This is a genomic window from Staphylococcus sp. HMSC14D10, from assembly GCF_001808125.1.
Lineage (GTDB): Bacteria > Bacillota > Bacilli > Staphylococcales > Staphylococcaceae > Staphylococcus > Staphylococcus haemolyticus.
Window position 1 is genome coordinate 41,906 of record NZ_KV792259.1, and the last position, 15,000, is coordinate 56,905.

General features: G+C 35.4%; 12 protein-coding genes, 2 tRNA genes and 1 riboswitch. All 14 genes read left to right on the top strand.

All coding sequences use genetic code 11. The features are described from left to right. Positions 1 to 8: 8 nt before the first annotated feature. The 14 genes from HMPREF3134_RS08220 to HMPREF3134_RS08285 all read left to right on the top strand — a co-directional run bounded on the left by HMPREF3134_RS08220 (position 9) and on the right by HMPREF3134_RS08285 (position 14,778). Entirely contained in the window at positions 9 to 704 is a 696-nt protein-coding gene (locus HMPREF3134_RS08220; protein ID WP_070442129.1) for an AzlC family ABC transporter permease, read from the top strand. After that, the gene (locus HMPREF3134_RS08225) at positions 701 to 1,030 is read left to right on the top strand and encodes an AzlD domain-containing protein (RefSeq protein WP_011274368.1); all 330 of its coding nucleotides are present in this window, start codon (positions 701 to 703) and stop codon (positions 1,028 to 1,030) included. The genes HMPREF3134_RS08220 and HMPREF3134_RS08225 overlap by 4 nt, the downstream gene beginning before the upstream one ends. 124 nt (positions 1,031 to 1,154) lie before the next feature. Then, positions 1,155 to 1,256: riboswitch (SAM riboswitch) on the top strand. 70 nt (positions 1,257 to 1,326) lie between these two features. Continuing rightward, the gene (locus HMPREF3134_RS08230; protein WP_049394865.1) at positions 1,327 to 2,295 is read left to right on the top strand and encodes a homoserine O-acetyltransferase MetX; all 969 of its coding nucleotides are present in this window, start codon (positions 1,327 to 1,329) and stop codon (positions 2,293 to 2,295) included. Positions 2,296 to 2,418: 123 nt separating this feature from the next. Beyond that, positions 2,419 to 3,345: a YybS family protein gene (locus tag HMPREF3134_RS08235; RefSeq protein ID WP_029376641.1), complete on the top strand. Its 927-nt coding sequence runs from the start codon at positions 2,419 to 2,421 to the stop codon at positions 3,343 to 3,345. Positions 3,346 to 3,372: 27 nt separating this feature from the next. After that, positions 3,373 to 5,340: a DHH family phosphoesterase gene (locus tag HMPREF3134_RS08240; protein WP_011274371.1), complete on the top strand. Its 1,968-nt coding sequence runs from the start codon at positions 3,373 to 3,375 to the stop codon at positions 5,338 to 5,340. Continuing rightward, positions 5,337 to 5,783 (top strand): 50S ribosomal protein L9, encoded by a 447-nt coding sequence (gene rplI / locus HMPREF3134_RS08245; RefSeq protein ID WP_053036259.1) that lies wholly within the window; start codon positions 5,337 to 5,339, stop codon positions 5,781 to 5,783. Before HMPREF3134_RS08240 ends, rplI begins: the two co-directional genes overlap by 4 nt. Before the next feature lie 212 nt (positions 5,784 to 5,995). After that, positions 5,996 to 7,396, top strand: coding sequence for a replicative DNA helicase (gene dnaB / locus HMPREF3134_RS08250; RefSeq protein WP_011274373.1), 1,401 nt, complete (start codon positions 5,996 to 5,998; stop codon positions 7,394 to 7,396). Positions 7,397 to 7,673: 277 nt separating this feature from the next. Further along, positions 7,674 to 8,957: an adenylosuccinate synthase gene (locus HMPREF3134_RS08255; RefSeq protein ID WP_048667871.1), complete on the top strand. Its 1,284-nt coding sequence runs from the start codon at positions 7,674 to 7,676 to the stop codon at positions 8,955 to 8,957. Between the two features lie 490 nt (positions 8,958 to 9,447). Continuing rightward, positions 9,448 to 9,522 (top strand) — tRNA-Glu (locus HMPREF3134_RS08260). A gap of 7 nt (positions 9,523 to 9,529) precedes the next feature. Further along, a tRNA-Asp gene (locus HMPREF3134_RS08265) sits at positions 9,530 to 9,602 on the top strand. A gap of 522 nt (positions 9,603 to 10,124) precedes the next feature. Further along, positions 10,125 to 10,826: a response regulator YycF gene (gene yycF / locus HMPREF3134_RS08270; RefSeq protein ID WP_011274375.1), complete on the top strand. Its 702-nt coding sequence runs from the start codon at positions 10,125 to 10,127 to the stop codon at positions 10,824 to 10,826. Positions 10,827 to 10,838: 12 nt separating this feature from the next. Then, positions 10,839 to 12,665 (top strand): cell wall metabolism sensor histidine kinase WalK, encoded by a 1,827-nt coding sequence (gene walK, locus HMPREF3134_RS08275; RefSeq protein ID WP_037552504.1) that lies wholly within the window; start codon positions 10,839 to 10,841, stop codon positions 12,663 to 12,665. Continuing rightward, positions 12,655 to 13,986 carry a YycH family regulatory protein gene (locus tag HMPREF3134_RS08280; protein ID WP_070442132.1) on the top strand — a complete coding sequence of 444 codons (1,332 nt, stop codon included), beginning with the start codon at positions 12,655 to 12,657 and terminating at the stop codon, positions 13,984 to 13,986. The genes walK and HMPREF3134_RS08280 overlap by 11 nt, the downstream gene beginning before the upstream one ends. Then, positions 13,987 to 14,778 (top strand): two-component system regulatory protein YycI, encoded by a 792-nt coding sequence (locus HMPREF3134_RS08285; RefSeq protein ID WP_037552501.1) that lies wholly within the window; start codon positions 13,987 to 13,989, stop codon positions 14,776 to 14,778. Positions 14,779 to 15,000 lie beyond the last annotated feature (222 nt).

Consider the following 15,000-nt stretch of genomic DNA (forward strand, 5'->3'; position numbering starts at 1 on the left):
TTACAAAGATGCCATCACATGTGACATTTAAACAGGGCGTTAAAGAATGTATACCTACTTTATTAGGCTACGTTGGAATTGGACTATCATTTGGAATAGTGGCGGCTTCACAACACTTTAGTATCATCGAAATACTATTATTATGTTTGCTTGTGTATGCTGGTGCAGCACAATTTATTATATGTGCGCTTGTGGCTACTGGAACACCGATTTCTGCCATTGTCCTTACAACATTGATTGTCAATTCACGTTTCTTCCTACTTTCAATGACGTTAGCACCTAATTATAAAGATTATGGTATCTGGAATCGACTAGGCTTATCTTCAATTTTGACAGATGAAACCTTTGGCGTTGCAATCACGCCTCATTTAAAAGGGGAGAAGATAAACGATCGTTGGTTACATGGATTGAATCTAACTGCATATTCATTTTGGGCACTAGCAAGTATTGTTGGTGCGTTACTCGGTAAATACATATCTAATCCAGGTATGTTAGGTCTCGATTTTGCGATTACCGCGATGTTTATCTTTTTAACAATGGCACAATTTGAATCAATCACTTCATCTAAACTTAAAATTTACATAGTACTTATCGTATTTGTCATCGTGATGATGCTCAGTTTAAGCTGGTTCATGCCGTCATACGTCGCAATTTTAATTGCATCTATGTTAGCAGCAACATTAGGGGTGGTGATGGATAAATGACAACATCTTGGCACATGTTTATATTAATCGTGTTGTGTGGACTTGTAACTTTAATTATTCGAGTAGTCCCATTCTTAATGATTTCACGTATTCAACTTTCAGAAACGGTAATTAAATGGTTATCGTTTATACCAATTACATTATTTACAGCACTTATCTTAGATGGCATTATCGAGCAACAAGAGGGCGTAGCAGGATATACACTCAATATCCCATTTGTTTTAGTAACAATTCCGACTGTTTTTGTTGCACTTTTTACACGAAGTCTTACGACAACAATATTAGTGGGTATTGTTCTTATAGCAGGTTTACGTTTCTTCTTTTAGAAAAGGCAGAACCCAACAACTAACAATTGAAATTGGTTATACAATTAGATAAAATAAAAGTCTAGAACGTAAATGGTACATTGATACTATTTTATAAATACGCAGTAAATGAATAGAGTTAAAAAACTTATTAAGAGAAGTGGAGGGACACGGCCCTGAGAAACTTCAGCAACCGGCGATGCATACGCACGGTGCTACTACCAACGAGATACTCGAATGATAAGTAATGGAGACAAATCGCCTCATACTTTAATAATAGAGTATAGGCGATTTTTTATTTAAAAGGAGGTAACCATATGACCAATTACACAGTAGAAACTTTAAATTTAGGACCCTTTACAACTGAATCAGGTGAAATGATTGATAATTTACAATTACGTTATGAACATGTAGGCTATGCTGGTCAACCGCTTGTTGTAGTGTGTCACGCACTTACTGGTAATCATCTAACATATGGCACAGATGACGAGCCTGGTTGGTGGCGTGAAATTATAGACGGTGGTTATATGCCGATTTATGATTATCAATTTCTAACGTTTAATGTTATTGGTAGTCCCTTTGGTTCAAGTTCTCCTTTAACTAATCCAAATTTTCCAAAGCATTTAACTTTGAGAGATATTGTAAAAGCTATTGAATTGGGCATACGCGCACTTGGCTTCAACAAGATTAATATTTTAATTGGTGGTAGTCTAGGTGGCATGCAAGTCATGGAGCTTCTATATAATCAACAATTCGAAGTGGATAAGGCGGTTATTCTAGCAGCAACTGATAAGACGTCGTCATATAGTCGTGCTTTCAATGAAATTGCACGAGAAGCGATTCATCTTGGTGGCAAAGAAGGTCTTAGTATTGCACGACAATTAGGCTTTCTAACGTATCGTTCATCTAAAAGTTATGACCAACGCTTTTCACCAGATGAAGTGGTGAGTTATCAACGACATCAAGGTAATAAATTTAAAGAAACTTATGATTTGTCCTGTTATTTAACAATGCTAAATGTTTTAGATAGCCATAATGTTGATCGCGGACGTACGAATGTAGATGATGTTTATCAATCTCTAGATACTAAGGTCTTAACAATGGGATTTACGGATGATTTATTATATCCAGATGATCAAGTGAGGGCAGTTGGGGAGCGATTTAAATATCATCGTCATTTCTTTGTTCCGGATAATGTAGGTCATGATGGCTTTTTATTAAATTTTAATGATTGGGCACCTAACTTGTATCATTTTCTTAAAGTAACGAAATTTAAGCGGAAATAGACGAAGCGGGTAGGTCGCTATGGAAGTAAAAACACATTGTTATAGTCTTATGCTATACCTCAATCTTCACAATTTGTTTTAATTTTGCTTAGAGGTTAAAATAGAAGTTATAGTCAAAATAGTATAGGAGTGGCGAATTTGTTTTCAAAAGTACATCCTAAAGCGACAATTATAGGAACAATTGCACTTGTTATGGTTGCTTTAGTTACGTATGTATTACCAGTACTTGGATTAATTCTATGTTTATTCGCTACAATTCCAGGTATTATTTTATGGAATAAGTCTATTCCATCATTTGGAATTGGAGCTTTGATCACAGTTATTCTTACCACATTGTTGGGTAATACATTTGTATTAAGTGCCATGATTTTAGTTTTAATACTTAGCTTTATTATTGGCCAATTATTAAAAGAACGTGCCTCTAAAGAACGCATCTTATTTATAGCTACAACATATTTAAGTATATTTACTTTAGTCGCATTTATGTTATTACAAACGTTTAAAAAGATACCTAGCGCTACGACATTAATTAAGCCTTTTAAAGATACAATGCATAATGCTGTTGTAACATCAGGTGTTGAAGCAGATTATAAAACAATCTTAGAAGAAGGCTTCCGTCAAATGGCAGTTCAACTTCCAAGTTTTATTATCATTACGGTCTTTATTTTAGTCTTAATTAACTTAATTATTACATTTCCAATTCTTCGTAAATTTAAAGTAGCTACACCAATTTTTAAACCTTTATTTGCTTGGCAGCTTAACCGTTCATTACTATGGGTATATATGGTTGTTTTACTTTGTGTAATGTTCGCTACTGAACCAAGTACTTTCCAAAGTATCGTGTTAAATTTCGAAGTTGTGTTATCATTACTGATGTATATCCAAGGATTGAGTGTAATTCATTTCTTTGGTAAAGCAAAACGTATACCAAACGCTGTAACGATATTGCTGATGGTTGTGGGGACAATTATTACACCAGCAACACATATCATTGCATTACTTGGCGTACTTGATTTAGGAATTAATTTAAAACGAATGATTAAAAAATGACTTTAAAAAGTGAATAGAGGTGGAATAATGAACCGTCAATCCACTAAGAAGGCGCTACTGATACCATTTATTTTAATGGTACTCACTTCGATTGCACTTGTAGTTGTATGGTTTATCTTTAAGCCATTAGTCGCTACAATTGCAGCAGCTATTTTAGTCGTGATGATTATTATTAGCATCGTGTTAGTCAGACAAGCCTTATTGAAAATGGATAATTATGTGGATAACTTAAGTGGTCACATCTCGGCTGGAAGCAACAGAGCAATTAAACGATTACCTATTGGTATGGTCGTGCTTGATGCTGATGACCATATTGAATGGATTAACCAGTACATGTCTGAACACTTAGAAACGAATGTCATCTCAGAACCAGTCAATGAAGTTTTTCCGAATATTTTAAAGCAGCTTGAAAAAGTACAAGAAGTTGAAATCGAACATGGTCAATATCATTACCACGTTCGTCATTCAGAGGAAGAAAGTTGTTTATATTTCTTCGATATTACAGATGAAGTACAAACTAATGAGTTATATGAAGAATCAAAACCAATCATCGCAACGTTATTCTTAGATAACTACGATGAAATTACGCAAAATATGAACGATACGCAACGTTCTGAAATCAACTCAATGGTAACACGAGTGATTAGTCGTTGGGCATCAGAATACAATATTTACTTTAAACGATATAATTCTGACCAGTTCGTAGCGTATTTAAATCAAAAAATATTAGCCGAAATCGAAGAATCTAACTTTGAAATCCTTAGCCAATTACGTGAAAAGAGTGTCGGTTATCGTGCTCAACTAACACTAAGTATCGGTGTCGGAGAAGGTACAGAGAACTTAATCGATCTTGGTGAATTATCACAATCTGGTCTAGATTTAGCATTAGGTCGTGGTGGTGACCAAGTAGCTATCAAGAATATGAACGGAAACGTGCGATTCTATGGCGGTAAGACTGACCCGATGGAAAAACGTACACGTGTAAGAGCGCGTGTTATTTCTCACGCATTAAAGGATATCTTAACTGAAGGCGATAAAGTTATCATTATGGGACATAAACGTCCTGACTTAGATGCTATAGGTGCGGCAATTGGGGTTTCAAGATTCGCATTAATGAATAATTTAGAGGCCTATGTTGTCTTAAACGAGGAAGATATTGATCCAACGTTACGCCGAGTGATGGATGAAATCGATAAGAAACCTGAGTTGAAAGAACGATTTGTTACATCAGATGAAGCATGGGATATGATGACATCTAAATCTACAATTGTCGTTGTGGATACGCATAAACCAGAAATGGTATTAGATGAGAACATTCTAAATAAAGCTAATCGTAAAGTCGTGATTGACCATCATAGACGAGGAGAAAGCTTTATTTCTAACCCATTATTAGTATATATGGAACCTTATGCAAGTTCGACTGCAGAACTTGTAACAGAATTATTAGAATATCAACCAACTGAACAACGTTTAACACGTTTAGAATCTACTGTTATGTATGCAGGTATCATTGTTGATACACGTAACTTCACATTGCGTACAGGTTCTAGAACGTTTGACGCGGCAAGCTATTTACGTGCCCATGGTGCAGATACGATATTAACGCAACACTTCTTAAAAGATGACGTCGATACGTATATTAATCGTTCAGAACTTATTCGAACGGTTGAAGTTCAAGATAATGGCATTGCGATTGCACATGGTTCTAACGAAAAAATTTATCATCCTGTTACAGTTGCACAAGCTGCGGATGAGTTGTTAAGTTTAGAAGGTATAGAAGCTTCTTATGTAGTAGCTAAACGTGAAGATAATTTAATCGGTATATCAGCACGTTCATTAGGCTCTATTAATGTTCAATTAACGATGGAAGCCTTAGGTGGCGGTGGTCACTTAACTAACGCTGCAACACAATTGAAAGGATTATCAATTGAAGAAGCGATTGAACAATTACAACAAGCAATTACAGAACAAATGAGTAGGAGTGAAGACGCATGAAAGTAATTTTCACACAAGATGTTAAAGGTAAAGGTAAAAAAGGCGAAATTAAAGATGTACCAGTAGGGTATGCAAATAACTTTTTAATTAAAAATAATTATGCTGTTGAAGCAACTCCAGGTAATTTGAAACAATTGGAACAACAAAATAAACGTGCTGAAGCAGATAGACAAAAAGAAATTGATGACGCTAAAGCCTTAAAATCAAAATTAGAAGAAATTGAAGTTGAAGTGAGTGCTAAAACTGGTGAAGGAGGCAAATTATTTGGTTCTGTAAGTACTAAACAAATTGCTGAAGCACTTAAAACACAACATGATATTAAAGTTGATAAACGTAAAATGGATTTACCTCAAGGTATCCATGCATTAGGTTATACAAATGTACCTGTTAAATTAGACAAAGAAGTTGAAGGTACAATCCGTGTTCACACTGTAGAGAAGTAAGAAGCGAGTAAAGTAGTTCTTTGATTATAATCATTAGAACTACTTACTTAAGTGCTAAAGCACTTAAGTTATAAAGCACTTAAGTTCATTAAAAATTGTGTATTTGAGCGTCATTCAACTACGCTACGTGAACTAATGACTAAAAATTTTCAAATAACAATGTTGCACTATGATTTGTGAAAATTAAGATGGATTTAGAGGTGTAATGATTAATGGATAATATGTATGAGCAAAAGCAAATGCCACATAATAATGAAGCTGAACAATCTGTCTTAGGTGCAATTATTTTAGATCCACAATTGATTAATTCGACTCAGGAAGTGCTCCTTCCTGAGTCCTTTTATAGAGGTGCCCACCAACACATCTTCAGAGCAATGATGAACTTAAATGAAGATGGTGATGAAATTGATGTCGTAACGTTAATGGATCAATTAACGAAAGAAGGTACATTAAGCGAGGCTGGTGGTCCTCAGTATTTAGCGGAACTCTCAAATAATGTACCTACGACACGTAACATTCAGTATTATACAAATATCGTCGCAAACCATGCATTAAAACGTAGATTAATTCAAACTGCGGATAGTATTGCCAACGATGGTTATGATAATGAACTTGAATTAGATGCGATATTAAGTGATGCCGAGCGACGTATTCTTGAATTATCCTCTAATCGTCAAAGTGATGGATTTAAGGATATTAGAGATGTATTAGGACAAGTTTATGAAACAGCTGAAGAGCTCGACCAAAATAGTGGTCAAACTCCGGGTATTCCTACAGGTTATCGTGATTTAGATCAAATGACAGCTGGATTTAACAGAAATGACTTAATTATCTTAGCTGCCCGTCCTTCAGTAGGTAAGACTGCCTTCGCTCTTAACATTGCTCAAAAGGTAGCGACACATGAAGGTAATTATACTGTCGGCATTTTCTCACTTGAGATGGGGGCAGACCAATTAGCAACACGTATGATTTGTAGTTCAGGTAATGTGGATTCCAATCGACTACGTACAGGTACGATGACAGAAGAAGACTGGAATCGATTTACAATAGCAGTCGGTAAATTATCACGTACCAAGATCTTCATTGATGATACACCTGGTATTCGAATTACAGACTTACGTTCTAAATGCCGTCGTTTAAAACAAGAACATGGTTTAGACATGATTGTGATTGACTATTTACAGTTAATTCAAGGTAGTGGTTCACGTGCTTCTGATAACAGACAGCAAGAAGTATCTGAAATTTCACGTACTTTAAAAGCGATTGCTCGTGAATTAGAATGTCCAGTTATTGCACTAAGTCAGTTATCTCGTGGCGTGGAACAACGTCAAGATAAACGACCAATGATGAGTGATATTCGTGAATCAGGTTCTATCGAGCAAGATGCAGATATCGTTGCCTTCTTATATCGTGATGATTATTATAATCGTGGTGAAGGCGAAGATGACGATGACGGTGGAAATTTCGAACCACAATCGAATGATGAAAATGGTGAAATTGAAATCATTATCGCTAAACAACGTAATGGTCCGACTGGTACTGTGAAGTTACACTTCATGAAACAATATAATAAATTTACAGACATTGATTATGCACATGCAGAAATGTCATAAAAATATTTTACCGTACATTAAATTATATTATCAATTTAATGTACGGTTTTTACTTTGTTTTGATGATAGAATTTGAGCGTAAGTATGTGTAATGATTTTTTGGCAAATGAGTTTGAATCGTTGTATTATCAAGGTTTTAACAGTTTTGTTAAATAAATTGACGTTAGAGTGTAGAACTATTATACGCTAAAATTAATGTTCGATTTTTATTTGCATTATGAGGTTCGTATTGATAGAATACTTAATGGTTAATTGAGAAAACTTTGGAGGTGCTCACATGTCATCAATCGTAGTTGTTGGGACACAATGGGGAGACGAAGGTAAAGGTAAAATTACAGATTTCTTAGCGGAACAAGCAGATGTTATTGCACGTTTTTCAGGAGGTAATAACGCAGGTCATACGATTCAATTTGGTGGTGAAACTTATAAATTACATTTAGTGCCATCAGGTATATTTTATAAAGATAAACTTGCAGTTATAGGTAACGGTGTAGTTGTAGATCCAGTTGCATTATTAAAAGAATTAGACGGTTTAAATGAACGTGGTGTATCTACTTCAAACTTACGTATTTCTAACCGTGCGCAAGTCATTCTTCCATATCACTTAGCACAAGATGAATATGAAGAACGTCGTCGTGGTGATAATAAAATCGGTACTACTAAGAAAGGTATCGGACCAGCTTATGTGGATAAAGCGCAACGTATTGGTATCCGTATGGCTGACTTATTAGAAAAAGAAACATTTGAAAGACGTTTAAAAGAAAACATTGAAGTTAAAAATGCATACTTCAAAGGCATGTTTAATGAAACTTGCCCACGTTTCGATGAAATCTTTGATGAATACTATGCTGCAGGCCAACGTTTGAAAGAGTTTGTTACAGATACTTCTAAAATCTTAGATGATGCATTTGTAGCTGAAGAAAAAGTTTTATTTGAAGGTGCACAAGGTGTTATGTTAGATATTGACCATGGTACATATCCTTTCGTAACTTCAAGTAACCCTGTTGCAGGTAATGTAACAGTTGGTACAGGTGTAGGCCCAACTTTCGTATCTAAAGTGATTGGTGTATGTAAAGCATATACATCTCGTGTAGGCGATGGTCCATTCCCTACAGAATTATTTGATGAAGATGGACATCATATTAGAGAAGTTGGTCGTGAATACGGTACAACAACAGGACGTCCACGTCGTGTAGGTTGGTTTGACTCAGTTGTATTACGTCACTCTCGTCGTGTTAGTGGTATTACAGACTTATCTATTAACTCTATCGACGTACTTACAGGTCTTGATACAGTGAAGATTTGTACTGCTTACGAATTAGATGGAGAAGAAATTACAGAATATCCTGCTAACTTAGATCAATTACGTCGTTGTAAACCAATTTTTGAAGAGTTACCAGGATGGGAAGAAGATATCACTGGTTGCCGTACATTAGAAGAATTACCAGATAATGCACGTAAATACTTAGAACGCATCTCTGAATTATGTAATGTACGTATTTCAATCTTCTCAGTAGGTCCAGACCGTGACCAAACAAACCTATTAGAACAATTGTGGTAAAAAAGGTGCGCAAGTGAGCGTTTAGGTTTTGAGCAGAATCGAAAAGTGAGCAAAACTGTTTCTCAGGTTTTGTCGAACTTTGAGTATTTCTGCCGAAAAACCTGCTCACAGTAACCCGTCTATCATTCCAACAATATTAATAATTAGTGAGGCTGGGACAAAATAAAATGTCTCAGCCTACTTTATTATTTTGTCAGTAGATGACTGATTTGAAAATGCGCTTGAATCAAGCTTTTTTCAAACCTAGTCATCCTTGACGAGGTAACAACGAAATAAACTTTGAGAAAATTTTATTTCTGTCGCACCCCCGTTTTTTATAAAAATATAAGTGTAAAAAATCGATAAATATAGCATTTGTAACCTTAAAACCATTGTTATTACAACGTTTATCCAAAAAATTAAGGAATTATAAAAAAATATTAAAATTATGTAAAAAATGTCTTGTCTTCAAAATAAAGCCTGTGCTATAATCTATCTTGTGCTTAAGAACGGCTCCTTGGTCAAGCGGTTAAGACACCGCCCTTTCACGGCGGTAACACGGGTTCGAGTCCCGTAGGAGTCACCATTTTTTAGGTCTCGTAGTGTAGCGGTTAACACGCCTGCCTGTCACGCAGGAGATCGCGGGTTCGATTCCCGTCGAGACCGTATTGCTTATCCAAAAGGATAGGCATTTTTTTATGCCTTCATTTTACTTACTCATGTAAATCCACATTTTAAACTTTTTAGATATCCTTTTCAAAAAATCAAAAAATATACTAAAAGCTAAATATCGTAATACATTATTTAGCATTACAAAAGTATGACGTCGCAACAGAATCTTAATATTATTCTTATGTTTAAAATTGAAAGCTTGCTACTAAACCATTGAGTCGTATCATCATTCTGTAATAATGGGTTAAATGGGCGTCACTACGACTTTTGTCCCGTATTCAAAGGGTTCAACTTATTTGTAATATTAAATTAGAGTGGTAAACTTTAAACGAATATTATTCTATAATTTTAAATATGAAAATAGAATTACATGAATATTAATGGTAAATTATATAGTAGATTAATATGCGCTATAAACTTATTAAAAACGCATCAAATCACAGTTTAATCTTTACTAATTCATAAGAACGAATAATAAAATATAGAACTACAATTTGAGAAATGAGGTTTATAGATATGGCAAGAAAAGTTGTTGTTGTAGATGACGAAAAGCCAATTGCGGACATCTTAGAATTTAATTTGAAAAAAGAAGGATATGATGTTTACTGTGCCTATGATGGTAATGATGCAGTAGATTTAATCTACGAGGAAGAACCAGACATCGTATTATTAGATATCATGTTACCTGGTCGTGACGGTATGGAAGTGTGCCGTGAAGTACGTAAGAAATTCGAAATGCCGATTATTATGTTAACAGCGAAAGACTCTGAAATCGATAAAGTATTAGGTCTTGAACTTGGTGCGGATGATTATGTTACGAAACCGTTCAGCACACGTGAATTAATCGCACGTGTGAAAGCGAACTTACGTCGCCATTATTCACAACCAGCTCAAGAAGTAAGTGGTACGACAAATGAAATTACAATTAAAGATATTGTCATTTACCCAGATGCTTACTCGATTAAAAAGCGTGGGGAAGATATTGAATTAACACACAGAGAATTTGAACTCTTCCACTACCTTTCTAAACATATGGGTCAAGTCATGACACGTGAACATTTACTACAAACAGTATGGGGTTATGATTACTTCGGTGACGTGCGTACAGTAGACGTAACGATTCGTCGTTTACGTGAGAAGATTGAAGATGATCCTTCACACCCTGAATATATTGTGACACGTAGAGGCGTTGGATACTTTCTCCAACAACATGATTAGGGGCTTGCGACTATGAAGTGGCTGAAACAGTTACAATCCCTTCACACCAAGCTTGTTATTGTTTATGTGTTATTGATTATTATTGGAATGCAGATCATCGGTCTGTATTTCACTAATAGTTTAGAAAAAGAACTGACAAATAACTTCATGAAGAATATTAAACAGTATGCGACACAGCTTGAAGTTAACATTGAGCGGATATACAGAGATGATCCCTCTAACGCTCAAAAAGAAGTTCAAAGTTTATTAAATGAGTATGCCAACCGTCAAGAAATTGAAGAAATTCGTTTTATTGATAAAGATCAAATTATCATGGCTACAGCGAAGATATCATCACATAATATGATTAATCAAAAGGTTAACGATAACTCCGTTCAAAAAGCCTTATCGCTAGGTGAATCAAATAGTCACAATGTTTTAAAAGACTATGGTAGCGGTAAAGAGCGAATTTGGATTTACAACTTACCCGTAAAGAATGGCAACGAGACGATTGGTAATATTTACATAGAATCGAATATTAATGATGTATATAATCAGTTGAATAATATTAACCAAATATTCATTATCGGTACTGCGATTTCCCTCTTCATTACCGTTATACTTGGTTTCTTTATCGCGAGGACGATTACAAGGCCGATTACTGACATGCGTAATCAGACGGTAGAGATGTCTAAAGGTAATTATACGCAACGCGTTAAGATATATGGTAATGACGAAATCGGTGAATTAGCTTTAGCCTTCAACAACTTGTCTAAGCGAGTTCAAGAGGCACAAGCGAATACTGAGAGTGAGAAACGTCGTTTAGACTCAGTTATCACGCATATGAGTGACGGTATTATCGCAACAGACCGACGTGGTCGAGTGCGTATCGTCAATGATATGGCGATAAAAATGTTAGGTATGTCTAAGGAAGACTTAATCGGTTATTACATGCTAAGTGTATTGCATTTAGAAGACGAATTCTCATTGGATGAAATTCAAGAGAATAACGATAGCTTCTTATTAGATATGAATGAAGATGAAGGCATCATCGCACGTGTGAATTTCAGTACGATTGTTCAAGAAACTGGATTTGTGACAGGTTACATCGCCGTATTACATGACGTTACAGAACAACAACAAGTTGAACGTGAACGTCGTGAATTCGTTGCGAACGTATCTCACGAATTACGTACGCCTTTAACATCAATGAACAGTTACATAGAGGCACTTGAAGAAGGTGCTTGGAAAGATGATAATTTAGCACCATCTTTCTTATCGGTAACACGTGAAGAGACAGAGCGAATGATTCGTCTTGTTAATGATTTACTACAGTTATCGAAAATGGATAACGAATCTGAACAAATTACGAAGGAAATTGTCGACTTCAACATGTTCATTAATAAGATTATTAATCGTCATGAAATGGCCGCGAAAGACACGACGTTTGTACGTGAAATTCCTTCTGAAACCATCTTTACTGAAATTGATCCAGATAAGATGACACAAGTGTTTGATAACGTTATTACTAACGCGATGAAATATTCTCGTGGTGAAAAACGCGTCGAGTTCCACGTGAAACAAAACGCTTTATACAATCGTATGACGATTCGTATTAAAGACAATGGTATAGGTATCCCAATTAACAAAGTGGATAAAATCTTTGATCGTTTCTATCGTGTAGATAAAGCACGTACACGTAAAATGGGTGGTACAGGTTTAGGACTTGCCATTTCGAAAGAGATTGTAGAAGCGCATAATGGAAGAATTTGGGCGAATAGCGTTGAAGGACAAGGCACATCGATATTTATTACACTTCCATGTGAAGTTATAGACGACGGTGATTGGGATGAAGAGTAAAGAGCATATTAAATCTATTATTCTTTTCCTATTAGTTATGATGAGTGTTGTGCTTACGTTTATGGTGTGGAATTTTTCACCAGATTTAAATAATATTGATAGCACAGATAGTAAAAAGAGCAATACTAAGACGATTGGTAAGCCCATGTCTGCCAATATTGAGAATGTGATATCTCCGTATCAAATTGTAGAAGTTAAAGGCGATAAGGTTAAAGGGCTGGCACCATCTCGTGCTCAATTGTCTCAAATAACAGGTACATTGAAGAATCATGAAGTCAGTAAAGTGGAACATATTCATCGAGATTATAATTTAAATATTCCCATGTTAAATGACCACTTTACTGTGCTAGATTTTACTTATGATATGCCGCTAACGACATATTTAGGTCAAGTATTGAATTCATCAGCGAAGGTACCTAAAAACTTCAAATTTAATCGTATTATCGTAAGTCAAAATCCTAAAGAGAATTTAGAGTTGTATGCGATTAGTGAAGATCGTCATGAAGTAATGAAAGTAACATTGACTACGAAAGCTAATCATTTTATTAAAGTGATGGATCATTTGAATAAAGAAATGCAGAAATATTCAGAGGTAATCACAAATAAAGATACGATTGATAAATCAACGCATATATTTGCGCCAAATCGTCCGAAAGACATGCGTTCTTACCGTATGGTTTATGATACGATTCCAGTCGAAACGATGAATGCTATTCTATTTGACGACTCAGTGATTATTCGAAGCGGTAAGAGTGGTTCGACAACGTACAATAATAACACTGGCGTAGCGAACTATAATGATGAAAGTAAGAAATATCATTATAAAAATCTATCTGAAAATGAATCTAGCTCAAGTGATATGGATTCAACGATTCCAAGTACATTTGAATATATAAATGGACATGGTGGATTCTTCAATGATGACTTTCGTCTTTTCAATACAGATAATTCATCGGGTGAATTAACGTACCAACTTTTCCTCAATGGGCACCCAACATTCAATGATCAGCAATTAAATGATATAGAGATTACTTGGGGAGATAAAGGCATTTATGACTACAAACGTGCGCTATTGCGTTCTAGTGTACCTTTAGAAGGTAAAACGAAGTCACTTGATAGTGTTGAAAGTGTTCGTTCTTCACTCGCAAATAATCATACGATTGATTTTGAAAAGGTAACGAATATGGTCATTGGTTATAAAGAAGATGATCAACCTGATAAAGATGATATAGAAGTGCAACGTAATAGTGAGTTTGTGCCAACATGGTATGTTCAATATGACGGCGATTGGTACGCTTATGAGGATGGGAGGCTTGAATAAATGAATTGGAAACGAACGAAGACATTGTTTATTTTCGTGTTTATTCTAGTTAATATCCTACTCGTATTGATTTACGTGAATAAGGTGACGAAGTCTCAAATTAACGAATCTGAAAGTGATAATGAGGTTAAATTCCAGCAAGAAGAAATTAAAATTTCGAAGGATATTTTAAATAAAGATGTAAGTGGGACGAAGATGCAGATGATTACTGCTAAGTCTAAAGACTTCGAAAGTTATGCGAAGGGTAAGTCGTCATTAGAAGCGGAAGATTCTGGTAATACGTTAACTGGTGAGATTGATAGTACAGTTAATGTGAGTGATAGTAATTTAAGTGATTTAAAAGATTACATCGTGAGTAATGTTTACAATGGTAAGATGTATCAACTTGGTGATGTTACATCTGATACTGTGACATATGAACAGGCTTATGAAGGTTATCCGTTGATGAACAATAATAAAGCGCGTCTACGCTTTAATATCAATGATGGTAAAGCGACAAGTTATGAACAATCGGTAATGAATAATATTGAACCTGCTAAGAGTGATAATAATCCTAAGAAGCAAGTGATTACACCACGTAAAGCAGTAGAAACGTTATACTTTAATCGTTACTTGAAATCAGGCGATGAAGTGATGGACGCAAGACTGGGATATTACTCGGTTGTGAGAGAAACGAATGTGCAATTATTGCAGGCGAACTGGGAAATTAAAGTGAAGCATAAAGGTAAAGAAGACGTGAAAACTTATTATGTTGAAGCGACATCATCAAATCCGAAAGTGATTGATAATTAGGGAGCAGGGTTGTAAAGAAATTCTCAGATGAATATTTATTCATTCTGTTGTGATGCTTGCCTAGGGGGACTGGGTCGAGCCTCGGTCTCGACACTCATCCTACTCCCTCAGGCGTCACACAACGTCATTCGTAGTTCATTTTTAGAATTTCTTACATAAGTGCTAACGCACTTATGTACATTAATAATCAGGCTCTATAATAAATTGGACTGATGACTAAAA

What these genes read in the sequence shown, in the direction of transcription:
- HMPREF3134_RS08230 (WP_049394865.1), top strand. Translation starts at nt 1,327, where the DNA reads ATGACCAATTACACAGTAGAAACTTTAAATTTAGGACCCTTTACAACT.
- HMPREF3134_RS08280 (WP_070442132.1), top strand. Translation starts at nt 12,655, where the DNA reads ATGAAGAGTAAAGAGCATATTAAATCTATTATTCTTTTCCTATTAGTT.
- yycF (WP_011274375.1), top strand. Translation starts at nt 10,125, where the DNA reads ATGGCAAGAAAAGTTGTTGTTGTAGATGACGAAAAGCCAATTGCGGAC.
- HMPREF3134_RS08240 (WP_011274371.1), top strand. Translation starts at nt 3,373, where the DNA reads ATGAACCGTCAATCCACTAAGAAGGCGCTACTGATACCATTTATTTTA.
- dnaB (WP_011274373.1), top strand. Translation starts at nt 5,996, where the DNA reads ATGGATAATATGTATGAGCAAAAGCAAATGCCACATAATAATGAAGCT.
- HMPREF3134_RS08255 (WP_048667871.1), top strand. Translation starts at nt 7,674, where the DNA reads ATGTCATCAATCGTAGTTGTTGGGACACAATGGGGAGACGAAGGTAAA.
- HMPREF3134_RS08285 (WP_037552501.1), top strand. Translation starts at nt 13,987, where the DNA reads ATGAATTGGAAACGAACGAAGACATTGTTTATTTTCGTGTTTATTCTA.
- rplI (WP_053036259.1), top strand. Translation starts at nt 5,337, where the DNA reads ATGAAAGTAATTTTCACACAAGATGTTAAAGGTAAAGGTAAAAAAGGC.
- HMPREF3134_RS08220 (WP_070442129.1), top strand. Translation starts at nt 9, where the DNA reads ATGCCATCACATGTGACATTTAAACAGGGCGTTAAAGAATGTATACCT.
- HMPREF3134_RS08225 (WP_011274368.1), top strand. Translation starts at nt 701, where the DNA reads ATGACAACATCTTGGCACATGTTTATATTAATCGTGTTGTGTGGACTT.
- walK (WP_037552504.1), top strand. Translation starts at nt 10,839, where the DNA reads ATGAAGTGGCTGAAACAGTTACAATCCCTTCACACCAAGCTTGTTATT.